This window comes from Variovorax fucosicus (genome assembly GCF_030316825.1).
GTDB lineage: Bacteria > Pseudomonadota > Gammaproteobacteria > Burkholderiales > Burkholderiaceae_C > Variovorax > Variovorax fucosicus.
This window is the reverse complement of the sequence record NZ_JASZYU010000005.1, coordinates 208,118-225,252: the sequence shown is the minus strand read 5'-3', so window position 1 is coordinate 225,252 and position 17,135 is coordinate 208,118. Positions and strand designations below refer to the sequence as shown.

20 protein-coding genes are annotated in these 17,135 nt (G+C 65.7%); 9 read left to right on the top strand and 11 right to left on the bottom strand.

Going from position 1 to position 17,135, the window contains the following annotated elements:
- Nucleotides 1-6 precede the first annotated feature (6 nt).
- Together QTI05_RS26130 and QTI05_RS26125 are read left to right on the top strand one after the other, a co-directional pair.
- On the top strand, nucleotides 7-960 hold the full coding sequence (locus QTI05_RS26130) for a phosphatidate cytidylyltransferase (protein ID WP_286621341.1): 954 nt from the start codon (nucleotides 7-9) through the stop codon (nucleotides 958-960).
- Complete coding sequence (locus QTI05_RS26125; RefSeq protein ID WP_444812967.1) at nucleotides 948-1,580, top strand: YdeI/OmpD-associated family protein; 633 nt, start codon at nucleotides 948-950, stop codon at nucleotides 1,578-1,580. Before QTI05_RS26130 ends, QTI05_RS26125 begins: the two co-directional genes overlap by 13 nt.
- A gap of 14 nt (nucleotides 1,581-1,594) precedes the next feature.
- On the opposite strand, the gene ruvA is transcribed toward QTI05_RS26125, so the two are convergent.
- Nucleotides 1,595-2,167: a Holliday junction branch migration protein RuvA gene (gene ruvA, locus QTI05_RS26120; RefSeq protein ID WP_286539482.1), complete on the bottom strand. Its 573-nt coding sequence runs from the start codon at nucleotides 2,165-2,167 to the stop codon at nucleotides 1,595-1,597.
- Between the two features lie 39 nt (nucleotides 2,168-2,206).
- Nucleotides 2,207-4,195 carry a serine protease gene (locus QTI05_RS26115; RefSeq protein WP_286621338.1) on the bottom strand — a complete coding sequence of 663 codons (1,989 nt, stop codon included), beginning with the start codon at nucleotides 4,193-4,195 and terminating at the stop codon, nucleotides 2,207-2,209.
- Nucleotides 4,196-4,390: 195 nt separating this feature from the next.
- On the opposite strand from QTI05_RS26115, the gene QTI05_RS26110 reads away from it, so the two are divergent.
- On the top strand, nucleotides 4,391-5,338 hold the full coding sequence (locus QTI05_RS26110; protein WP_286621337.1) for a PhoH family protein: 948 nt from the start codon (nucleotides 4,391-4,393) through the stop codon (nucleotides 5,336-5,338).
- Nucleotides 5,339-5,346: 8 nt separating this feature from the next.
- Nucleotides 5,347-5,796 (top strand): rRNA maturation RNase YbeY, encoded by a 450-nt coding sequence (gene ybeY / locus QTI05_RS26105; RefSeq protein WP_286621336.1) that lies wholly within the window; start codon nucleotides 5,347-5,349, stop codon nucleotides 5,794-5,796.
- Between the two features lie 4 nt (nucleotides 5,797-5,800).
- Here the strand turns inward: ybeY and dtd are convergent, their stop codons facing one another.
- Both dtd and QTI05_RS26095 read right to left on the bottom strand, forming a co-directional pair.
- On the bottom strand, nucleotides 5,801-6,238 hold the full coding sequence (gene dtd / locus QTI05_RS26100) for a D-aminoacyl-tRNA deacylase (RefSeq protein WP_286621335.1): 438 nt from the start codon (nucleotides 6,236-6,238) through the stop codon (nucleotides 5,801-5,803).
- Entirely contained in the window at nucleotides 6,235-7,185 is a 951-nt protein-coding gene (locus tag QTI05_RS26095; RefSeq protein ID WP_286621333.1) for a cation diffusion facilitator family transporter, read from the bottom strand. The genes dtd and QTI05_RS26095 overlap by 4 nt, the downstream gene beginning before the upstream one ends.
- 84 nt (nucleotides 7,186-7,269) lie before the next feature.
- Between QTI05_RS26095 and QTI05_RS26090 the strand changes: the two genes are divergently transcribed.
- Nucleotides 7,270-7,755, top strand: coding sequence for a FecR family protein (locus tag QTI05_RS26090; RefSeq protein WP_286621331.1), 486 nt, complete (start codon nucleotides 7,270-7,272; stop codon nucleotides 7,753-7,755).
- Nucleotides 7,752-8,360, top strand: a complete 609-nt coding sequence (locus tag QTI05_RS26085) for an OmpA family protein (protein WP_286621330.1) — start codon at nucleotides 7,752-7,754, stop codon at nucleotides 8,358-8,360. Before QTI05_RS26090 ends, QTI05_RS26085 begins: the two co-directional genes overlap by 4 nt.
- 18 nt (nucleotides 8,361-8,378) lie before the next feature.
- Here the strand turns inward: QTI05_RS26085 and tyrS are convergent, their stop codons facing one another.
- Nucleotides 8,379-9,611, bottom strand: coding sequence for a tyrosine--tRNA ligase (gene tyrS / locus QTI05_RS26080; protein WP_286621329.1), 1,233 nt, complete (start codon nucleotides 9,609-9,611; stop codon nucleotides 8,379-8,381).
- Between the two features lie 158 nt (nucleotides 9,612-9,769).
- Between tyrS and QTI05_RS26075 the strand changes: the two genes are divergently transcribed.
- On the top strand, nucleotides 9,770-11,119 hold the full coding sequence (locus QTI05_RS26075; protein ID WP_286539497.1) for a M23 family metallopeptidase: 1,350 nt from the start codon (nucleotides 9,770-9,772) through the stop codon (nucleotides 11,117-11,119).
- Nucleotides 11,120-11,142: 23 nt separating this feature from the next.
- Nucleotides 11,143-12,270: an anhydro-N-acetylmuramic acid kinase gene (locus tag QTI05_RS26070; protein ID WP_286621328.1), complete on the top strand. Its 1,128-nt coding sequence runs from the start codon at nucleotides 11,143-11,145 to the stop codon at nucleotides 12,268-12,270.
- 84 nt (nucleotides 12,271-12,354) lie between these two features.
- Here QTI05_RS26070 and erpA read toward each other — a convergent pair whose 3' ends face one another.
- The 3 genes from erpA to rplM form a co-directional block, all read right to left on the bottom strand.
- Nucleotides 12,355-12,720 (bottom strand): iron-sulfur cluster insertion protein ErpA, encoded by a 366-nt coding sequence (gene erpA, locus QTI05_RS26065; RefSeq protein ID WP_213957393.1) that lies wholly within the window; start codon nucleotides 12,718-12,720, stop codon nucleotides 12,355-12,357.
- 115 nt (nucleotides 12,721-12,835) lie between these two features.
- Nucleotides 12,836-13,228, bottom strand: coding sequence for a 30S ribosomal protein S9 (gene rpsI, locus QTI05_RS26060; protein ID WP_286539500.1), 393 nt, complete (start codon nucleotides 13,226-13,228; stop codon nucleotides 12,836-12,838).
- The gene (gene rplM, locus QTI05_RS26055; protein WP_286539501.1) at nucleotides 13,225-13,695 is read right to left on the bottom strand and encodes a 50S ribosomal protein L13; all 471 of its coding nucleotides are present in this window, start codon (nucleotides 13,693-13,695) and stop codon (nucleotides 13,225-13,227) included. Before rplM ends, rpsI begins: the two co-directional genes overlap by 4 nt.
- A gap of 185 nt (nucleotides 13,696-13,880) precedes the next feature.
- Between rplM and QTI05_RS26050 the strand changes: the two genes are divergently transcribed.
- Complete coding sequence (locus tag QTI05_RS26050) at nucleotides 13,881-14,828, top strand: 23S rRNA (adenine(2030)-N(6))-methyltransferase RlmJ (protein ID WP_286621327.1); 948 nt, start codon at nucleotides 13,881-13,883, stop codon at nucleotides 14,826-14,828.
- Between the two features lies 1 nt (nucleotide 14,829).
- Here the strand turns inward: QTI05_RS26050 and QTI05_RS26045 are convergent, their stop codons facing one another.
- The 3 genes from QTI05_RS26045 to QTI05_RS26035 are packed head-to-tail and all read right to left on the bottom strand — an operon-like array spanning nucleotide 14,830 to nucleotide 17,127.
- Complete coding sequence (locus QTI05_RS26045) at nucleotides 14,830-15,513, bottom strand: septal ring lytic transglycosylase RlpA family protein (RefSeq protein WP_286621326.1); 684 nt, start codon at nucleotides 15,511-15,513, stop codon at nucleotides 14,830-14,832.
- On the bottom strand, nucleotides 15,510-16,334 hold the full coding sequence (metF, locus tag QTI05_RS26040; protein ID WP_286539504.1) for a methylenetetrahydrofolate reductase [NAD(P)H]: 825 nt from the start codon (nucleotides 16,332-16,334) through the stop codon (nucleotides 15,510-15,512). The genes QTI05_RS26045 and metF overlap by 4 nt, the downstream gene beginning before the upstream one ends.
- Complete coding sequence (locus tag QTI05_RS26035; RefSeq protein ID WP_286539505.1) at nucleotides 16,312-17,127, bottom strand: TlyA family RNA methyltransferase; 816 nt, start codon at nucleotides 17,125-17,127, stop codon at nucleotides 16,312-16,314. The genes metF and QTI05_RS26035 overlap by 23 nt, the downstream gene beginning before the upstream one ends.
- Between the last annotated feature and the right edge of the window lie 8 nt (nucleotides 17,128-17,135).

Here is a 17,135-nt window from a genome sequence, read left to right as displayed (position 1 = left end):
CACCACATGAACCTTTCTCCTTTCGCGTGGACCACTCTGCAGCTCTTCGGCGGCGTCTTCGGCGTGCTACTGCTGGCCTCGGCCATCGGCGCGCTGCTCAAGTGGCGCGTGGCGCAGGGCCAGCCGCATTCGGTGATCGACAACCTCAACTCGCGCGTGAATGCCTGGTGGGTGATGGTGGCGGTGATCGGGCTCGCCTTCGCGTTCGGCAAGGGCGGCGTGATCGTGCTGTTCTACCTGATCTCGTTCTATGCGCTGCGCGAGTTCATCAGCCTGGCCTACACGCGGCGCGGCGATCACCATGCGATTGCGCTTGCGTTCTTCGTGGCGCTGCCGGTGCAGTACTTCCTGATCTGGATCGACTGGTACGGGCTCTACTCGATCTTCATTCCTGTCTATGCGTTCCTGGTGCTGCCGATCCTCGCGGCCGTGGGCGGCGACACGCAGCGCTTTCTGGAGCGCACCTCGAAGATCCAGTGGGGACTGATGGTGTGCGTGTTCTGCATCAGCCATGTGCCGGCCCTGCTCACGCTGCAGATTCCCGGTTTCGAAGGGCGCAACCTGTTGCTGATCGCGTTCCTTGTGATCGTGGTGCAGGGCAGCGACGTGCTCCAGTACGTGTGGGGCAAGCTGTTCGGCAAACGCAAGGTCGCGCCCGAACTCTCGCCCTCCAAGACCTGGGAAGGCCTGATCGGCGGCGTGGCGAGCGCCACCGCGCTGGGCGCCGCGCTCTCGTGGGCCACGCCGTTCAACGCCTGGCAAGCCGCGCTGATGGCGCTCACGATCTGCCTCATGGGCTTCTTCGGCGGCCTCGTGATGTCGGCCATCAAACGCGACCGCGGCGTGAAAGACTGGGGCACCATGATCGAAGGCCATGGCGGCATGCTGGACCGGCTCGATTCGGTGATCTTCGCTGCGCCGATCTACTTTCACGCGCTGCGCTACTGGTGGGTGCCGTGAGCACGGGCAGCAACGCGCGCGCAAGAAAGCCCGCAGCCGCCGAGCGCGTTCCGCACGACACGCCGGTCGAATGCACCACCCCTGCGGCATGGGAGCGCTGGCTCAAGCGGCACCATGCCACCGCAGCCGGCGTATGGCTGCGCATGGCGAAGAAGGCGAGTGGCATCGCCTCCATCGACCACCCCGGGGCGCTCGAAGTCGCGTTGTGCTACGGCTGGATCGACGGCCAGCGCAAGAGCGACGACGCGCAGTATTTCCTGCAGCGCTTCACCCCGCGCACGCCACGCAGCACCTGGTCGCAGATCAACCGCGCCAAGGCGCTGAAGCTGATCGACGAAGGCCGCATGCAGCCGGCCGGTCTGGCCGAGGTGGAACGCGCCCGCACCGACGGCCGCTGGGAAGCGGCCTACGAAGCCGCGAGCGTTGCCACCGTGCCGCCCGACCTGCTGGCGGCGCTCAACGCCAACCGCAAGGCCGCGGCTTTCTTCGCCACGCTGGATTCGCGCAATCGCTTTGCCATCCTGTTCAGAACCCAGGGCGCGAAGAAGGCCGAGACACGGGCCAGGCGCATCGCGCAGTTCGTGGCGATGCTGGCGAAGGGTGAGAAGATCCATCCCTGATCGGGACGGCAGGCCTACTTCGCCAGTGCTCTCAGCGCCAGCTTGATGCCTTCACTCACCGTCGCGTCCTTGGGCAGCGACTTGAGCGCCAACGCGGCCTCCTTGTCGCTGTAGCCCAGCGCGACCAGCGCCTGCAGGATGTCGGCCTGAGCGTCGCTCGCCGCGTGTGTCGGCAGCGCGATGTCGGCGCCGAGCTTGCCCTTGAGTTCGAGCAGCAGCCGTTCGGCCGTCTTCTTGCCGATGCCGGGAATCTTGACCAGGCGCCCGGCGTCCTGCAGCGTGACCACCTGGGCCAACTCCGCCACGCTCAGGCCGGAGAGCACGCCGAGCGCCATGCGCGGGCCGACGCCGGAAATCTTGATGAGCTGCCGGAACGCCATGCGTTCTTCGGCGGTGCCGAAGCCGTAGAGGATCTGTGCGTCCTCGCGCACCACGAAATGCGTGAGCAGGGACACGCGTCCGCCGGTGGGCGGCAGGTTGTAGAAGGTGCTCATCGGCACGTCGACTTCGTAGCCGACCCCGTTGCAGTCCACCACCACTTGCGGTGGATTGCGTTCGGCCAGCGTGCCGGTGAGTTTGCCGATCATGACGGTCGGCCGCCGCAGAGAGTCCGGCTGCTCACGCCCTCATGGTGAAAGCCACGCGTAATAGCCAACGCCCTCATAGGAATACTGCGGGTAGCGCTGCCGGATGTTGTCGCGTTCTGCTTCATTGATCGTATAGAAATGAGTTTGCGTTGCCGTGTTGTAGAACCTATACATCGCAACCGCCTGATTTTGCGACGAGACGCTGGCAATCCAACTCATTCCTTCGTCCGAGTACCACGGTAGCGTGTTCTGGATATTCGCACGTTCGGTCGCGTTGATCGTGTAGAAGTGGACGCCGGTGCGCGTGTTGTAGAACCGGTAGACCGGGTCACTTGCGAGCCCGGTCGATGCGTACGCGTAGAAAGCGATGCCGTCGTAGCTGTACTCGGAAGATCTTTCCACCGTTCGATCGCGTTCTGCGGGATCGGGCGTGTAGAAGTGAGTTTGGGTACGTCTGTTGTAGAGACGGTAGATGGGTTCACGCACGTTGCCGGCCGGAGCACCCAACCACTGAGACAGCGCCGCCTGATACGCCTTGTCGAAACGGCCGTAGTAGTCGGTTCCAAAACGGTTCGAGCAGGACGCGTAGCCGCCATACAGCTGACCGACGAGATAGTCCTTGCCATTCATTTTCATGAACAAACCGGATCCGCTGCTCCCGCTTTCGGTCGTGCCGAGAGTCCACACCGCACGCAGGAAATTGGCACCCGACGTGAGGGATGACGAGCAGGCGCCATTGGCGCAAGAACCCTGCCCCATGAAATCGCCCGAACTGTACTTCTGCAAGTCGCCCTGCGGATGGGACACGCCGTAGACGTCGGCATACAGGTCAGGCGCAAAGGAACTCGATCCCGCATAGACCGCGCCCGCCGGAGGCATCGAATTCAGCCGCATGAACGAGGTGTCGGTTGCGGCACTCTGGTACAGCAGGGTCGCACCGGAGGTCATGGCCGCCAGCGCCGGACTGACTTGGGTGCTGTTGCAGGATGCCGACTTGTAGAACCAGAACGTGTAAAGCGTTGACGCCACGGTCTGGTTTGAAATGCAATGGTTCGCGCTCAGAAAGTACGGTATGCCAGAAGAAGTCCGATCATTCAGCAATGTGCCCGTACACACATAGGTTGAGCCGTTGACGGTGCCGTTGGTGCCGTCGCCGACGAAATCCATCATTGCCACGGACTTGCTGACCTCGCTGTAAGAGGCGCTGCAACTCACATCCAGCGTGCAGGAGCCGGCTTCACCAACCTTCTGGATCGAGTCGAGTTTTCGAACGTCCACGAGAACGTGCGACAGCCTGGGCACAGAAACCTGCACGCTGTCCGTCGTCGCACCGGGCGGAATGTCGACTTCGACCGTGATCGCCGCGCCACCCAGATTGGGCGACCAGTAGGTTCGGGCTGCACTGGTGGCGTCGCCCGCGTCGAGGTTTCTCTGGATCGTCGTCAGGATTTCCTGTGCCGGCACCACATAGGCCTTGTCGGCCCCATCGGCATAGAAGCGCACAACGCTGCCCAGGGGCAGGCTCTCGACCAGAAGACCTATCCGGACGCCCTCGGCGCCAGACGACTGGAATCGCATGGCCGCGACCTTGCCGCCAGTCGAAGTCGGCGACCAGCCCATCATTCCCGAGACTTTTGCAGTCGTCGCGGTCTCGCTCACTTCCCGCGCAACGCCGACCCTGGTGGGCGATCCCAGCATCGAGGGAGCGGCCTTCTGAACAGTGCGGCCCTCGGGCGGCAGTGATTGCAAAACCACCTGGCCTGGCACTGGCGCGTCCTTGACAGAACGTGCCTGGAACGGATCGACGTCCCGGTTGCTGCCCTGGCTGACCTTGGGTTCGATGACGATCGGGTCATTGTTCGCCGCAGCGGGCGCCGAAGTGGCCTGAAGCGGAGTGGAGCCTCCTGAGGTGCCGACGCCTGCAGCCGTGACACCGGTGCCGCTGCTGCCGCCCGAGCCGCCTCCGCAGCCTGCCACGAAAATCAGCAGCGCACTCCCCAGCATGCCGCATACGCGAGAAGCTCTCATCAATCTCTCCCTTATGTCCTGTATGTCCGCCAAACAAAAGGCGGAAACGGTGGCATTTTCCACCAGCCGATACGGCTGGCGAGACGAGTGTTGCAAATTCGGCGTCTCGCAGCGCGCATTACTTCACGCTCGCGGGCCATCCGGCCACGCGCCCTATGATTCCGGGTTCGTTCATTTCGCCCCAAGAGTACCCGCTTGATCATTCGCCACACCTTCAAGCCGCTGAACAACGCACGCCTTGGCCATCTCTGTGGCCCGCTCGACGAACATCTGCGTCGCATCGAAGAGGCGCTGGGCGTGGCGATCGCGCACCGGCACGAACAGTTCAAGGTCGAGGGGGCGAAGGCCAGGGCGCAGGAGGCCATGGACGTGCTGCAGGCGCTCTACGAAATTGCCGAGCGGCCGATCGACCCGGCTGTGGTGCAGCTCACGCTGGCCAGCGATTCCGGCATGACCGACGACGGAGAAGCCGGCCCGATGCTGGTCACGCGCCGGGCCGACCTGCGCGCCCGCACACCGACCCAGGCAGCCTACCTCGAGAACATCGCGAACCACGACATCACCTTCGGCATCGGCCCGGCCGGCACCGGCAAGACCTACCTCGCGGTGGCCTGCGCGGTCGATGCGCTGGAGCGCAGCGCGGTGCAGCGCATCGTGCTCACGCGGCCTGCAGTGGAGGCCGGCGAGCGGCTCGGCTTTCTGCCGGGCAACCTGTCTGAAAAAGTCGACCCCTACCTGCGTCCGCTTTATGACGCGCTCTATGACTTGATGGGCTTCGACAAAGTCCAGAAAGCCTTCGAACGCAACGCGCTGGAGATCGCGCCGCTGGCCTTCATGCGCGGCCGCACTCTCAACAACGCCTTCGTGATCCTCGACGAAGCGCAGAACACCACGCCCGAGCAGATGAAGATGTTCCTGACGCGGATCGGCTTCGGCGCCAAGGCGGTGGTGACGGGCGACGTGAGCCAGATCGATCTGCCCAAGCACCAGCTCAGCGGGCTGATCGACGCCGAGCGCGTGATGAAGCGCGTCCAGGGCATTGCGATCACGCGCTTCACGTCGGCCGACGTGGTGCGGCATCCGCTGGTGGCGCGCATCGTCGACGCCTACGACGGTCAGCGCAAGCGCGCGGACGCGCGGTGAGCCGGGCGATGCTGCCAACGCTCTCCCTGTCCCTGCAGTTCGGCCGCTTCAAGGGCGTGGAGCGTCATCGTGCGGCGCTGCCACGCCACAGCGTCACCCGCTGGATTCGCCATGCGCTGGAATGCGATGGCGAACTGACGGTGCGCATCGTCGACGCCGACGAGGGCCAGCGCCTGAACCGCGAATTCCGCGGCAAGGACTACCCGACCAACGTGCTGACCTTCGACTACGCACAAAGCCCGCTGGTGATGGCCGACCTGGTGCTGTGTGCACCGGTCATCGCGCGGGAGGCGAAGGAGCAGCGCAAGACGCTGGCCGCGCACTACGCGCACATGGTCGTGCACGGCACGCTGCATGCGCAGGGCTGGGACCACGAGACCGGCGAAGCGGATGCCGAAGCGATGGAAGCACGCGAGATCGCGATCCTCTTGGGGCTCGCCATCCGCAACCCCTACTGAACGGTCAGATCTGCAGTGCGATGGTGACCGGGCCGTCGTTCACCAGGTGCACCTGCATGTCGGCGCCGAACTCACCGGTCGCCACATCCGGATGTGCAGAGCGGGCCTGCGCCACAAAGTAGCCGTACAGCCGCCGCCCTTCGTCCGGGGGTGCCGCCTGAGTAAAGCTCGGCCGGTTGCCGCCGCTCACATCGGCCGCCAAAGTGAACTGGCTCACGATGAGCAGCCCGCCACCGACGTCCTGCACGCTGCGGTTCATCTTGCCGGCCGCATCGGAAAAGATGCGCAGCTTGAGGATCTTGGCAAGCAGCTTGTCGGCCGCCGCGTCGCTGTCGCCGCGCTCGGCACACACCAGCACCAGCAGCCCGGCGCCGATCCGGCCCACGGTCAGGCCGCCGATGTCGACGCGCGCTTCGCCCACGCGCTGCAGCACTGCCTTCATGCGGCCGGCTCCGAGATTTGCGTGGCGCGGGCTTCCATGCCGAGCGGCAGCAACTGGATCGTCACGCGCAGGCCGGGCACGGCGTCCATCAGCGATTGCTCGAGCGCGTCGCGCAGTGCCGCGGCGCGTTGCAGCGACCAGTCGCCGGGCACGTGCATGTGCAAGTCCGCAAAGCGGCGCTGGCCGGCGCTGCGCGTCACGATGTCGTCGAAGCGCAGCTGCGGGCCCTCGGGCACAGCGGCCTTGAAGCGGTCGAGCGTCGCGAGCAGCGCGGCTTGCGATTCGGCATCGAGCGCCGCGTCCATCAACCCTTGCGACGAGCGCCAGACCAGCCGCACGCCCTCGCGCGCGATGTTCAGCGCCACGCCGATCGCAAGCACCGGGTCGAGCCAGAGCCAGCCGGTGAAATGCACGGCAATGATGCCGAGCACCACGCCGACCGATGTCCAAACATCAGTGACCAGATGGCGCCCGTCGGCCTCGAGCGCAATCGAGCGGTGTTCCCGCGCTGCGCGGAACAGCGCCCAGGCCAGCGCGCCGTTGAAGACCGAACTCGCCACCGACAGCGCCAGACCCCAGCCCAACTGCTCGATCGGCTGCGGCGACAGCAGGCGTTGCACCGACACCCAGAGGATCGCGAGCGCCGCGCCGACGATCAGGATGCCCTCGAAGCCGGACGAAAAATACTCGGCCTTGTGATGGCCGTAGGGATGGTCTTCGTCGGCCGGGCGTGCCGCGATGGTCACCATCGCCAGCGCGAACATGGCGCTGGCGAGGTTGACGAAAGACTCCATCGCATCCGAAATGAGCCCCATCGAATTGGTCACATAGCCCGCCAGGCCCTTGAGCACGATGGTGAGCAGCGCGACCACGATCGACCAGCGCAGCCAGGCCTTGGGGCTCAGCGTGGCAGGCTTGCGGGGAACGTGGGAACGGGAAGGCGACACAAACGGCGGCACAAGGCCTCGGAACGGGGTCTGAATTATGGCCGGCGGCCTTGATGCGGCGTGGCCTCGCGTACCATCCGAGCCATGAGACTGAAGTTCTGGATGACCTTTGCCGGCTCCTTCTGGGTGGTCACGACCGCGCTGGCGCAGACACCCGTCGCCACGGCCGCCGGGGCGCCATCTGCAGAGCATGCGGGCTTTATCAAGATGGTGCGCGGCGACGTCCAGTTGCTCAACGCCGGCGGCGTGTTGCGGCCTGCCCGCGCGGGCGACGAAGTGGCGCCGATCGAGCGCCTCGTGACCGGCCCCGACGCAGCAGCCAGCGTCGTGCTGCGCGATGGCAGCACGCTGGTGGTCGGCCCTTCGTCGCGCGTCGACTTGAAAGAATTCAGCTTCGACGCAACCACACAGGACGGCAACATGCTGGTGGGCCTGCTGCGCGGCTCGCTGCGCATGATCACCGGCCTGATCGGCAAGAGGCACCCCGACGCGGTGCGCATCGAAACGCAAACCGCCACCATCGGCATCCGCGGTACCGATTTCATCGTGCAGGCGGACGCACAGCAGTGACCGCACGTCGCCTCGGTTTTTGCCTCGCTGCCGCCTGCGCAGTGTTGCTCGCTGCCTGCTCCACCCCCGCCACCCGCGTTGTCTTGCTGCCGCAGGAAGACGGCCGCCCTTCGGCTGTGGTGGTGCAGTCCAAAGGTGGCGAGCAGACGCTCTCCAAGCCCTATGCACGGGCCACGGCCGCCGTCGGCGCCAGCGGCGCGCCCGTCGTCGACCAGGCCGACCCGGCGCAAATCAGGAGAGACAACAAGGCGTTGTTCGAGCTCGCCCCGCCCCGCGCGCAGAACTATGCGCTGTACTTCGATGCCGGCGGCACGGCGCTCACCCCTGCCTCGGAGCAAACCCTGCAGGAGGTGATCGCCACGGCGCTCGCGCGCAGTGGCGGCGACATTGTCGTGACCGGCCACACCGACACCACCGGCACGCCGTCGCAAAACGACGAGCTGTCGCGCCGGCGCGCGCAGGAGATCCGGCAGATGCTGGTGACACGCGGCTTTCCGGCCGCGCGCATCGAGGCAGTCGGCCGCGGACTGCGCGAGCTGGCCGTGCCGACCGGCCCCGATGTGGACGAGCCGCAGAACCGGCGCGTGACTATCGAAGTCCGCTGAGACGCCCTGTCCTGAGCCTCAGGTCAGGGTGACCCGGGCGAACTTGCGCTTGCCGACCTGTAGCACGTAGATGCCGGCTGCAAGCTTCAGGCCCTTGTCGCTGACCACCACCGAATCGATTCGCACGCCGCCGCCATCGATGAGGCGGTTGCCCTCGCCGCTCGACTCCACCAGCCCGGCCTGCTTAAGCAGTTGCCCGATGCCCAGCGGGGCGCCTGCGACGGCGCGTTCGGGGATTTCATCCGGCACACCGCCCTTGCTGCGGTTGATGAAGTCCTGCTCGGCTGCGTCGGCCGCCGCCACGCTGTGGAAGCGGGCCGTGATTTCCCTGGCCAGCGCCACCTTGGCGTCCTTCGGGTTGCGCCCGGCCTCGACCTCGGCCTTGAGCGCCGCGATCTCTGCCAGCGACTTGAAGCTCAGCAGGGTGTACCAGCGCCACATCAGCACGTCGGAGATCGACAGCACCTTGGCAAACATGGTCGCGGGCGCCTCGCTGATGCCGATGTAGTTGTTCTTGCTCTTCGACATCTTTTCGACGCCGTCGAGCCCCTCCAGCAGAGGCATAGTGAGTATGCACTGCGGCTCCTGGCCATACTCCTGCTGGAGATGGCGGCCGACGAGCAGGTTGAACTTCTGGTCGGTGCCACCCAGTTCGAGGTCGCTTTTCAGTGCCACCGAGTCGTAGCCCTGCATCAGCGGATAGAGGAATTCGTGCACCGAGATCGACTGGCCGGCCTTGAAGCGCTTGCTGAAGTCGTCACGCTCCATCATGCGGGCCACCGTGTACTTGGCGGCCAGCTGGATCATTCCGCGGGCGCCGAGCGGGTCGCTCCACTCGGAGTTGTAGCGGATCTCGGTTCGTGCCGGATCCAGCACCAGGCTGGCCTGCCGGTAGTAGGTCTGGGCGTTGGCCTCGATCTGCTCGCGCGTCAGCGGCGGACGGGTGCTGTTGCGGCCCGAAGGGTCGCCAATGGTGGTCGTGAAGTCGCCGATCAGGAAGATCACCGTATGGCCGAGATCCTGCAACTGGCGCATCTTGTTCAGCACCACGGTGTGGCCGACATGGATGTCCGGCGCCGTCGGATCGAGCCCGAGCTTGATGCGCAAGGGCTGCCCGGTGGCCTCGGAGCGTTGCAGCTTCTTGACCCATTCGTCCTGGGGCAGCAACTCGTCAGCGCCCCGAAGCGATACTTCGAGAGCCTGTCCTACACCTTCGGACAGGGTTGCGGATGTAACAAAATCGGCATTCATTGGGCTTTTGGCTGGTTTTTCTATGGCCGAAGCTATACTCAAGGCCGACTTTTCAAGCGCCGGATTCTAATCGGCGCTTTTTTCCGCACCGCCCTGCCCGCCTTCACGCAAGGCCCTTGCAGCGCGGATTTGCCGAACCGATTTGGGAACCGACAGATTTGATTAACGGCATTCTCGCTGCCGAGGAGCTTCTTGCTTCCCGCGTAGCCTACACGTTCCGCACCTACCCGAAGCAGATCACCACCGCGATCGGCGCGTTGCTGCTGTTCGCAGGTGGCGGCGCCTTCGCCGTGGCCTCTCTGGGCCCCGATGCCGCCGATCTGCCGGTAAAGCAGGTTCTGGAAGCCGTCAGCCCGCTGCCGGTGGCCGCCCAGACCGATGCGCTGGACGCGTTCGGCTTCACGCTGTTCCGCAGCGACCTGACACGCTCCAGCGACACGGCCGAAGCGCTGCTCAAGCGCCTCGGCATCGCCGACGCAGGCGCTGCCGCCTTCGTGCGCACCAACGCCGAAGCTCGCGCCGCCCTGCTGAGCCGCCCCGGCCGCACCGTGACTGCCGAGGCCAGCCACGAAAACCAGCTGCAGAAGCTCAGCGCGCGCTGGATTCCGGACGGCGACGGCGGCTTCAAGCGCCTGGTGATCGTCAAGACACCCACCGGCTTTGCCGCGCGCTCCGAAACCGACACGCTGACCCCGGGCACGCGCCTGGCCAGCGGCGTGGTGCGCACTTCGCTGTTCGCGGCGACCGACGAGGCCCGCATTCCCGACGGCGTCGCCAGCCAGCTGGCCGACATCTTCTCGGGCGATGTCGACGTCCGCCAGCTGCGCAAGGGCGACCGCTTCGCCGTGGTCTACGAAACCTTTGAAGCCGACGGCCAGTCGCTGCGCAGCGGCCGCGTGCTTTCGGCAGAGTTCGAAAGCAACGGCAAGCTGCACCAGGCGCTGTGGTTCCAGGAACCCGGCCAGAAGGGCGCCTACTACCGCCCGACCGGCGACAGCCTGCGCAAGGCCTACCTGAGCTCGCCGGTCGAGTTCTCGCGCATTTCCAGCGGTTTCGCGATGCGCCTGCACCCGATCCTGAACAGCTGGCGCCAGCACAACGGCATCGATTTCGCAGCGCCCACCGGTACCGCCGTGCGCGCCGTGGGTGACGGCGTGGTCGAGTTTGCGGGCACCCAGAGCGGCTACGGCAACATCGTCATCGTCAAGCACCGCAACAACCAGAGCACCGCCTACGCGCATTTGAGCCGCATCGACGTCAAGGTCGGTCAGGCCGTCACGCAAAGCCAGTTCATCGGCGCGGTCGGCTCGACCGGCTGGGCCACCGGCCCGCACCTGCACTTCGAGTTCCGGGTCAATGGCGAGTACACCGACCCGAGCACCATCGCCCAGCAGGACGGCGGCGCGCCGATCGCAGCCGCTTCGCGGCCTGCCTTCGAGCGCATTGCCAAGGCCACCCGCACCGAGTTGGCAGCGGCCTTTTCGGTCGTTCAAGCCAGCGCCGATTGAATCCGCGGCCGGGCGGTTCAGCCATGGCTAGCGAGCTTTTCATCGGCCTGATGTCGGGCACCTCGCTCGACGGGGTGGATGGTGTGCTGGCCGATTTTTCGGGCGGCCGCATCGCGGTTCTGGCGCATGCGACAGCCCACTTCCCGGTGACGCTGCGCGCCGAACTGCTGGCCCTGAATACGCCGCACGGCGACAACGAGCTGCATCGCGCGGCTCTGGCCGGCAACGGCATTGCGCGCCTCTATGCAGACGTCACCCAGCAATTGCTCGCCGACACCCGCCTTGCCGCCAAGGCGGTGCGCGCCATCGGGGCCCATGGCCAGACCGTGCGGCACCGTCCCGGCGAGTTCGACGATGTCGGCTACACCCTGCAGATCAACAGCCCCGCTGCGCTGGCGGAATGGGCAGGCATCGACGTGGTGGCGGATTTCCGCAGCCGCGACCTCGCCGCGGGGGGCCAAGGCGCGCCCCTGGTGCCGGGATTCCACCGCGCACTGTTCGGCCAGGCCGACCGTGCGATCGCCGTCCTCAACCTCGGTGGCATCGCCAACCTGAGTTTGCTGCCCGCCAGCGGCGATGCCGATCCGGTCGTGCTGGGCTTCGATTGCGGCCCGGGCAACGGACTGATGGATCACTGGTGTCAGAGCCATGTCGGCGAACCATTCGATCGCAGCGGCGAATGGGCTGCCAGCGGTCGCGTGCTGCCCGAACTGCTGGCCAGGCTGCTGGCCAGCCCCTGGTTCACCAAGCCGCCGCCCAAGAGCACGGGCCGCGACCTGTTCAACCCCGCATGGCTCGCCTCCCATCTCGGCGCCGCCGGCGACGCGGCACCGGCCGATATTCAGGCCACGTTGGCCGAATTGACCGCCCGAGCCTGTGCAGAGGACGTGAAGCGCTATGGAATCAATAGCAAAGAGCTGATCGTTTGCGGTGGTGGCGCCCTGAACACCCATCTGATGGCACGGCTGCAGGCGTTATTGCCGGAACTCGCGGTCGTGTCTTCGGCCGAGCGTGGCCTACCGCCGCAGCAGGTCGAGGCCGCCGCGTTCGCCTGGCTGGCGCGCGCCACGGTACGGCGCGAGCACGGCAACCTGGCCAGCGTCACCGGGGCACAGGGCGGCCGGGTCCTTGGCGCGATCTACCCGGCCTGACGCAGGCCAAGGAAATGACGGGCAAGAAAAAACCGCCCGAAGGCGGTTTTTTTCGTGGGGCCGGTACGGCACCCAAGAGTGAGATCAGGCCGAGAAGCTCGAGCCGCAGCCGCAGGTGCTGGTGGCGTTCGGGTTCTTGATCACGAACTGGGCGCCCTGCAGATCTTCCTTGTAGTCAATCTCGGCACCAACCAGGTACTGGTAGCTCATCGCGTCGATCAGCAGCGAGACACCGTTCTTGGTCATGGTGGTGTCGTCTTCGTTGGTGATCTCGTCGAAGGTGAAACCGTACTGGAAGCCCGAGCACCCACCGCCCTGCACGAACACGCGCAGCTTGAGATCGGGATTGCCTTCCTCGGCAATCAGGTCGGCAACCTTGGCCGCCGCACTGTCGGTAAAGACGATCGGGGCAGGCATTTCGGTCTGGATTTGTTCGGCAACAGCGCTCATGGGGAAACTCCATTTGGGCCGAAGAAACGGCCAGTTGAGGGTCATGCTACTGCAAGCAGCAAAAAACCGCCCGAAGGCGGTTCTTTGTCGGTACGGGCAGTAAGCCCAAAACGCCTTAGCGCTTCGAGAACTGCTTGCGGCGGCGTGCAGAGTGCAAACCGACCTTTTTACGCTCGACTTCACGCGCATCGCGCGTCACGAAGCCGGCCTGGCTCAGCACCGGCTTGAGGGTCGCGTCGTAGTCCAGCAGCGCACGGGTGATGCCGTGGCGGGCAGCGCCTGCCTGGCCCGACTCGCCACCGCCAGCCACGTTGATCATGATGTCGAAGGTTTCGACATGGTTCGTCAAGAACAGCGGTTGCTTGGCGATCATGATCGACGTCTCGCGGCCGAAGTAAGCCTGGATGTCCTTGCCATTGACCGTGATCTTGCCGGTGCCCTTTTTCATGAACACACGGGCGACGCTCGATTTGCGACGGCCGGTGCCATTGTTCCATTCACCGATCATTTGGCGGCCTCTCGTTGGGCGTTGGTGGACAAGCCTGCAATTTCCAGCACCTTGGGTTGCTGGGCGGTATGCGGGTGCTCGGCGCCACCGTAAACCTTGAGTTTCTTGATCATCGCGTAACCGAGCGGGCCCTTGGGCAGCATGCCCTTGACGGCCTTTTCCAGGGCGCGGCCCGGGTGCTTGGCTTGCATGTCGCGGAAGTTGGTCGACGAGATACCGCCGGGGTAGCCCGAGTGACGGTAGTAGATCTTGTCGATCGGCTTGGCGCCGGTGACGCGCAGTTGCGATGCGTTGATGATGACGATGAAGTCACCGGTATCGACGTGAGGCGTGTAAATGGCCTTGTGTTTGCCGCGCAAACGGAGAGCAACTTCGCTGGCTACTCGTCCGAGGACCTTGTCGGTCGCGTCAATCACAAACCACTCGTGCGTCACGTCAGCGGGTTTGGCGCTGAACGTTTTGGTCATGAGTTTTCTCTTTTGTAAGAGGGTTTGGCGGGCCCTTTTCCACGGTCGGCGTTCCTCTGACGGGAATCTCTTAGGTGGGGTCTGACCCCCGCGCAAGCGGGTATCGTGCTTCGCCGCGGGGCCACAAAAACGCTGCGAAGCCTTCGATTATATAAAGAAATGGCCACAGCGGGTACCATTCCCGGATGTTCAGTTACCGCCACGCCTTCCACGCCGGCAACCACGCCGACGTGCTCAAGCACACGGTGCTGATTGCCACGCTCGACCATTTGCTCGAAAAAGAGGCAGCGCTGACGGTGGTCGACACCCACGCCGGCGCAGGACTCTACCGGCTCGACGGCGACTATGCGGGCACCAGCGGCGAGGCGGCCGAAGGCATTCTTCGGCTTCTGGCGCCAAAACCGGCTGCAGCAGCCGTGCCACCGGCTCAAGCTGCGCCCAAAAAGACAGCAAAACGGGTCGACGCCACGCTGGCGCCAGCGCTCCAGCGCTACCTTGACGTGGTGAAAGCCTTCAATCCGAATGGCGGCGCCCGCGTGTACCCGGGCTCGCCCTTCATCACCCAGCACCTGCTGCGCGAACACGACAAACTCAAGCTGTTCGAACTGCACCCGACCGACTCGCGCACGCTCAGCGCCAACATCGCGCAGCTCGAAGCCGGCCGCCAGATCGCGGTGCTGCACGAGGATGGCTTCGGCAGCGCCACCAAGTTCCTGCCGCCGCCGTCACGCCGCGCGCTGGTACTGATGGATCCCAGCTACGAGATCAAGAGCGACTACGCCCGCGTACTCGACTTCACGGCCGAGGCGCTTAAACGCTTCGCCACCGGCACCTACGCAATCTGGTATCCGATCATTCCGCGGCCGGAAGCGCACGACCTGCCGCGCCGGCTCAAGACCATGGCGACCAAGGCCGGCAAGTCATGGCTGCATGCCACGCTGACCGTCAAGTCGAGCAAGCTGCTGACCACGGACAGCGGTGAGACCAAGCGGCCGGGGCTGCCCGCCAGCGGCATGTTCCTGATCAACCCGCCTTACACCCTCAAGGCTTTGCTGCAGCCGGCCCTTGAACAGACCAAAGATCTGCTGGCACAAGACCGGCACGCGGCGTTTTCACTCGACAGCGGCGGCTGAGCTATCGCCGGCTGCGCGGGTTGACGACCGCCTTGCCGCGCCGCGCGCGAACCCGCTGCGGCGCCGGTTCCACGGCGGGCTCGGCTGCATCGAGATCGGCCGCCGCACCGCCGCAGCGTTGATCCTTGCGATCGATCACCGACAACGCGACCTGCTTGATGCCCATCGAGGTCAGGCCGATCGCATCGGCTGCGGCGCGGCTGAGGTCGATGATGCGGCCCTGCGCATAGGGGCCCCGGTCGTTGATGCGCACCAGCACTTCGCGGCCATTGACCAGGCTGCGCACGCAGACGCGGGTGTTGAAGGGCAGCGTCTTGTGGGCCGCCGTCATGGCGCCCATGTCGAAGCGCTCGCCGTTCGCGGTTTTTTTCTGGTGGAACTGAATGCCGTACCAGGACGCACCGCCGCGCTCGAAGATCTCGCGCGGGCTACCGTCACCGGGTGCGCCGTCGTCCGGGGGCAGGTTGCCGGCGCCGCCACTGCTGAGGCCGTAGTCGACGCCGGGAACCAGCGAGCGCGGCGCGGCGCCCGGCGGCACTGCCAGCGCCGGGGCGAGCGGCCGCAGGCGGGAGCGCGCCGCCGTGGTCGCGCCCTCCCCGGTGGCCTGCGTCGTCCCTTCCGGCGGCACGGCGCAGGCGGCCAGCATGCAACTGGCCACCAGCAGCGCGGCGCGCTGGACCTTCACCCGAGCCGCTCCAGCACCCCCAGGGTCGCTTGCGACTGGTTCATGGTGTAGAAGTGCAGCGCCGGTGCACCGCCATCGCGCAGGCGCGCGCAAAGGTCGGTCACCACGTCGAGGCCAAAGGCCTTGATCGATGCCGTGTCGTCGCCATAGGCCTGCAGCCGCAGCCGGATCCAGCGCGGGATCTCGGCCCCGCAGGCATCGGAAAAGCGCATCAGCTGCGTCGAGCTGATGATCGGCATGACACCCGGCACCACCGGTACGTCCAGCCCCAGCTTGCGGCTTTCGTCGACGAAGCGGAAGTACGCCTCGGGGCTGAAGAAATACTGCGTGATGGCCGAGTCTGCGCCCGCCCTCACTTTGGCGGCGTAGGCCTGCAGATCGGCTTCGGGCGAGCGGGCCTGCGGGTGCACTTCGGGGTAGCAGGCCACCTCGACGTGAAAATCGCGCCCGGTCTCTTCGCGGATGAAGGCCACCAGATCGCTCGCGTAGTGGAACTCGCCGCCGATGCCGTAGCCACTCGGCAGGTCGCCGCGCAAGGCCACCAGCCGCTTGACGCCCATTGCCTTGAGTTCTGCGAGTTGCGCCCGTACGGTCGCCCGGGTGGCGCCGATGCATGAAAAATGGCTGGCCGCATCGCAACCCTCGTCGAGAATCTCGCGCACTGCGTTGAAGGTACCGTCGTGCGTGGAACCACCGGCGCCATAGGTCACCGAGCAGAACTCGGGCTTGTGCACATACAGCTGCTGGCGCACCGCCCGCAGCTTGACCGCGCCTTCGGGCGTCTTGGTCGGGAAAAACTCAAAGCTGAGTGGCAGGCGCACGGCCGACTCCTGTTGCACCGCTCGTCTCCCGAACGGCATGAATGAAAAACTCGTGGTTGCCATCGCCGCCCTCGATCGGGCTGTCGAACCACTGCACGACGCGCAGCGAGAGTGCGGAGCAAGCCTCGCGCAGGCGCCGCTCGACCACCGCATACATGGCGTCGTCGCGCACGATGCCGCCCTTGCCGACCTGGCCTGGCTGCAGTTCGAACTGCGGCTTGACCAGCATGAGCAAGTGGCCGTCCGCAGCAAGAAAGGGCACCACGGCGGGCAGCACCAGCGTCTGCGAAATGAACGAAAGGTCGCCGACGACCAGGTCGAAGCACGGCTCGGGGTCGGTCTCTGCCTCGTCGGCCAGATCCGCAGCCACCAGGCCGCGCGCGTTGACCTTTTCGATCGCGGTCACGCGCTCGTCCTCGCGCAGCCGCGCGTGCAGTTGCCCGTGGCCGACGTCGACGCCGGTCACGTGCGCCGCGCCGTGCTGCAGGAGGCAATCGGTAAAGCCACCGGTCGACTGGCCGATATCGAGGCACTGCAGCCCCGTCGCATCGATGCCAGTGACGCGCAGCGCGCCTTCGAGCTTGAGCCCGCCGCGCGATACGTAGCGCGCCTCGGCCGCATCGGCCAATTCCAGTTCGGCCGTTTCGGGGAGGTCGTCGCGGTTCTTGCCGACGGCGCGCCAGGTACCCTGCGTCCCCGCGTCGCGCCAGCGCATACCGCCCGCAATCAGCCTGACGGCCTGCGAGCGTGACGCGGCCAGGCCGCGTTCGACAAGCAATTGATCGGCGCGCACAGCGCTGC

Excerpts from the sequence above, each read along its gene's own strand:
- QTI05_RS26130 (WP_286621341.1), top strand. The coding sequence starts at position 7 with ATGAACCTTTCTCCTTTCGCGTGGACCACTCTGCAGCTCTTCGGCGGC.
- ruvA (WP_286539482.1), bottom strand. The coding sequence starts at position 2,167 with ATGATCGGCAAACTCACCGGCACGCTGGCCGAACGCAATCCACCGCAA.
- QTI05_RS26115 (WP_286621338.1), bottom strand. The coding sequence starts at position 4,195 with ATGAGAGCTTCTCGCGTATGCGGCATGCTGGGGAGTGCGCTGCTGATT.
- ybeY (WP_286621336.1), top strand. The coding sequence starts at position 5,347 with ATGCTGCCAACGCTCTCCCTGTCCCTGCAGTTCGGCCGCTTCAAGGGC.
- dtd (WP_286621335.1), bottom strand. The coding sequence starts at position 6,238 with ATGAAGGCAGTGCTGCAGCGCGTGGGCGAAGCGCGCGTCGACATCGGC.
- QTI05_RS26090 (WP_286621331.1), top strand. The coding sequence starts at position 7,270 with ATGAGACTGAAGTTCTGGATGACCTTTGCCGGCTCCTTCTGGGTGGTC.
- tyrS (WP_286621329.1), bottom strand. The coding sequence starts at position 9,611 with ATGAATGCCGATTTTGTTACATCCGCAACCCTGTCCGAAGGTGTAGGA.
- QTI05_RS26070 (WP_286621328.1), top strand. The coding sequence starts at position 11,143 with ATGGCTAGCGAGCTTTTCATCGGCCTGATGTCGGGCACCTCGCTCGAC.
- erpA (WP_213957393.1), bottom strand. The coding sequence starts at position 12,720 with ATGAGCGCTGTTGCCGAACAAATCCAGACCGAAATGCCTGCCCCGATC.
- rpsI (WP_286539500.1), bottom strand. The coding sequence starts at position 13,228 with ATGATCGGTGAATGGAACAATGGCACCGGCCGTCGCAAATCGAGCGTC.
- rplM (WP_286539501.1), bottom strand. The coding sequence starts at position 13,695 with ATGACCAAAACGTTCAGCGCCAAACCCGCTGACGTGACGCACGAGTGG.
- QTI05_RS26050 (WP_286621327.1), top strand. The coding sequence starts at position 13,881 with ATGTTCAGTTACCGCCACGCCTTCCACGCCGGCAACCACGCCGACGTG.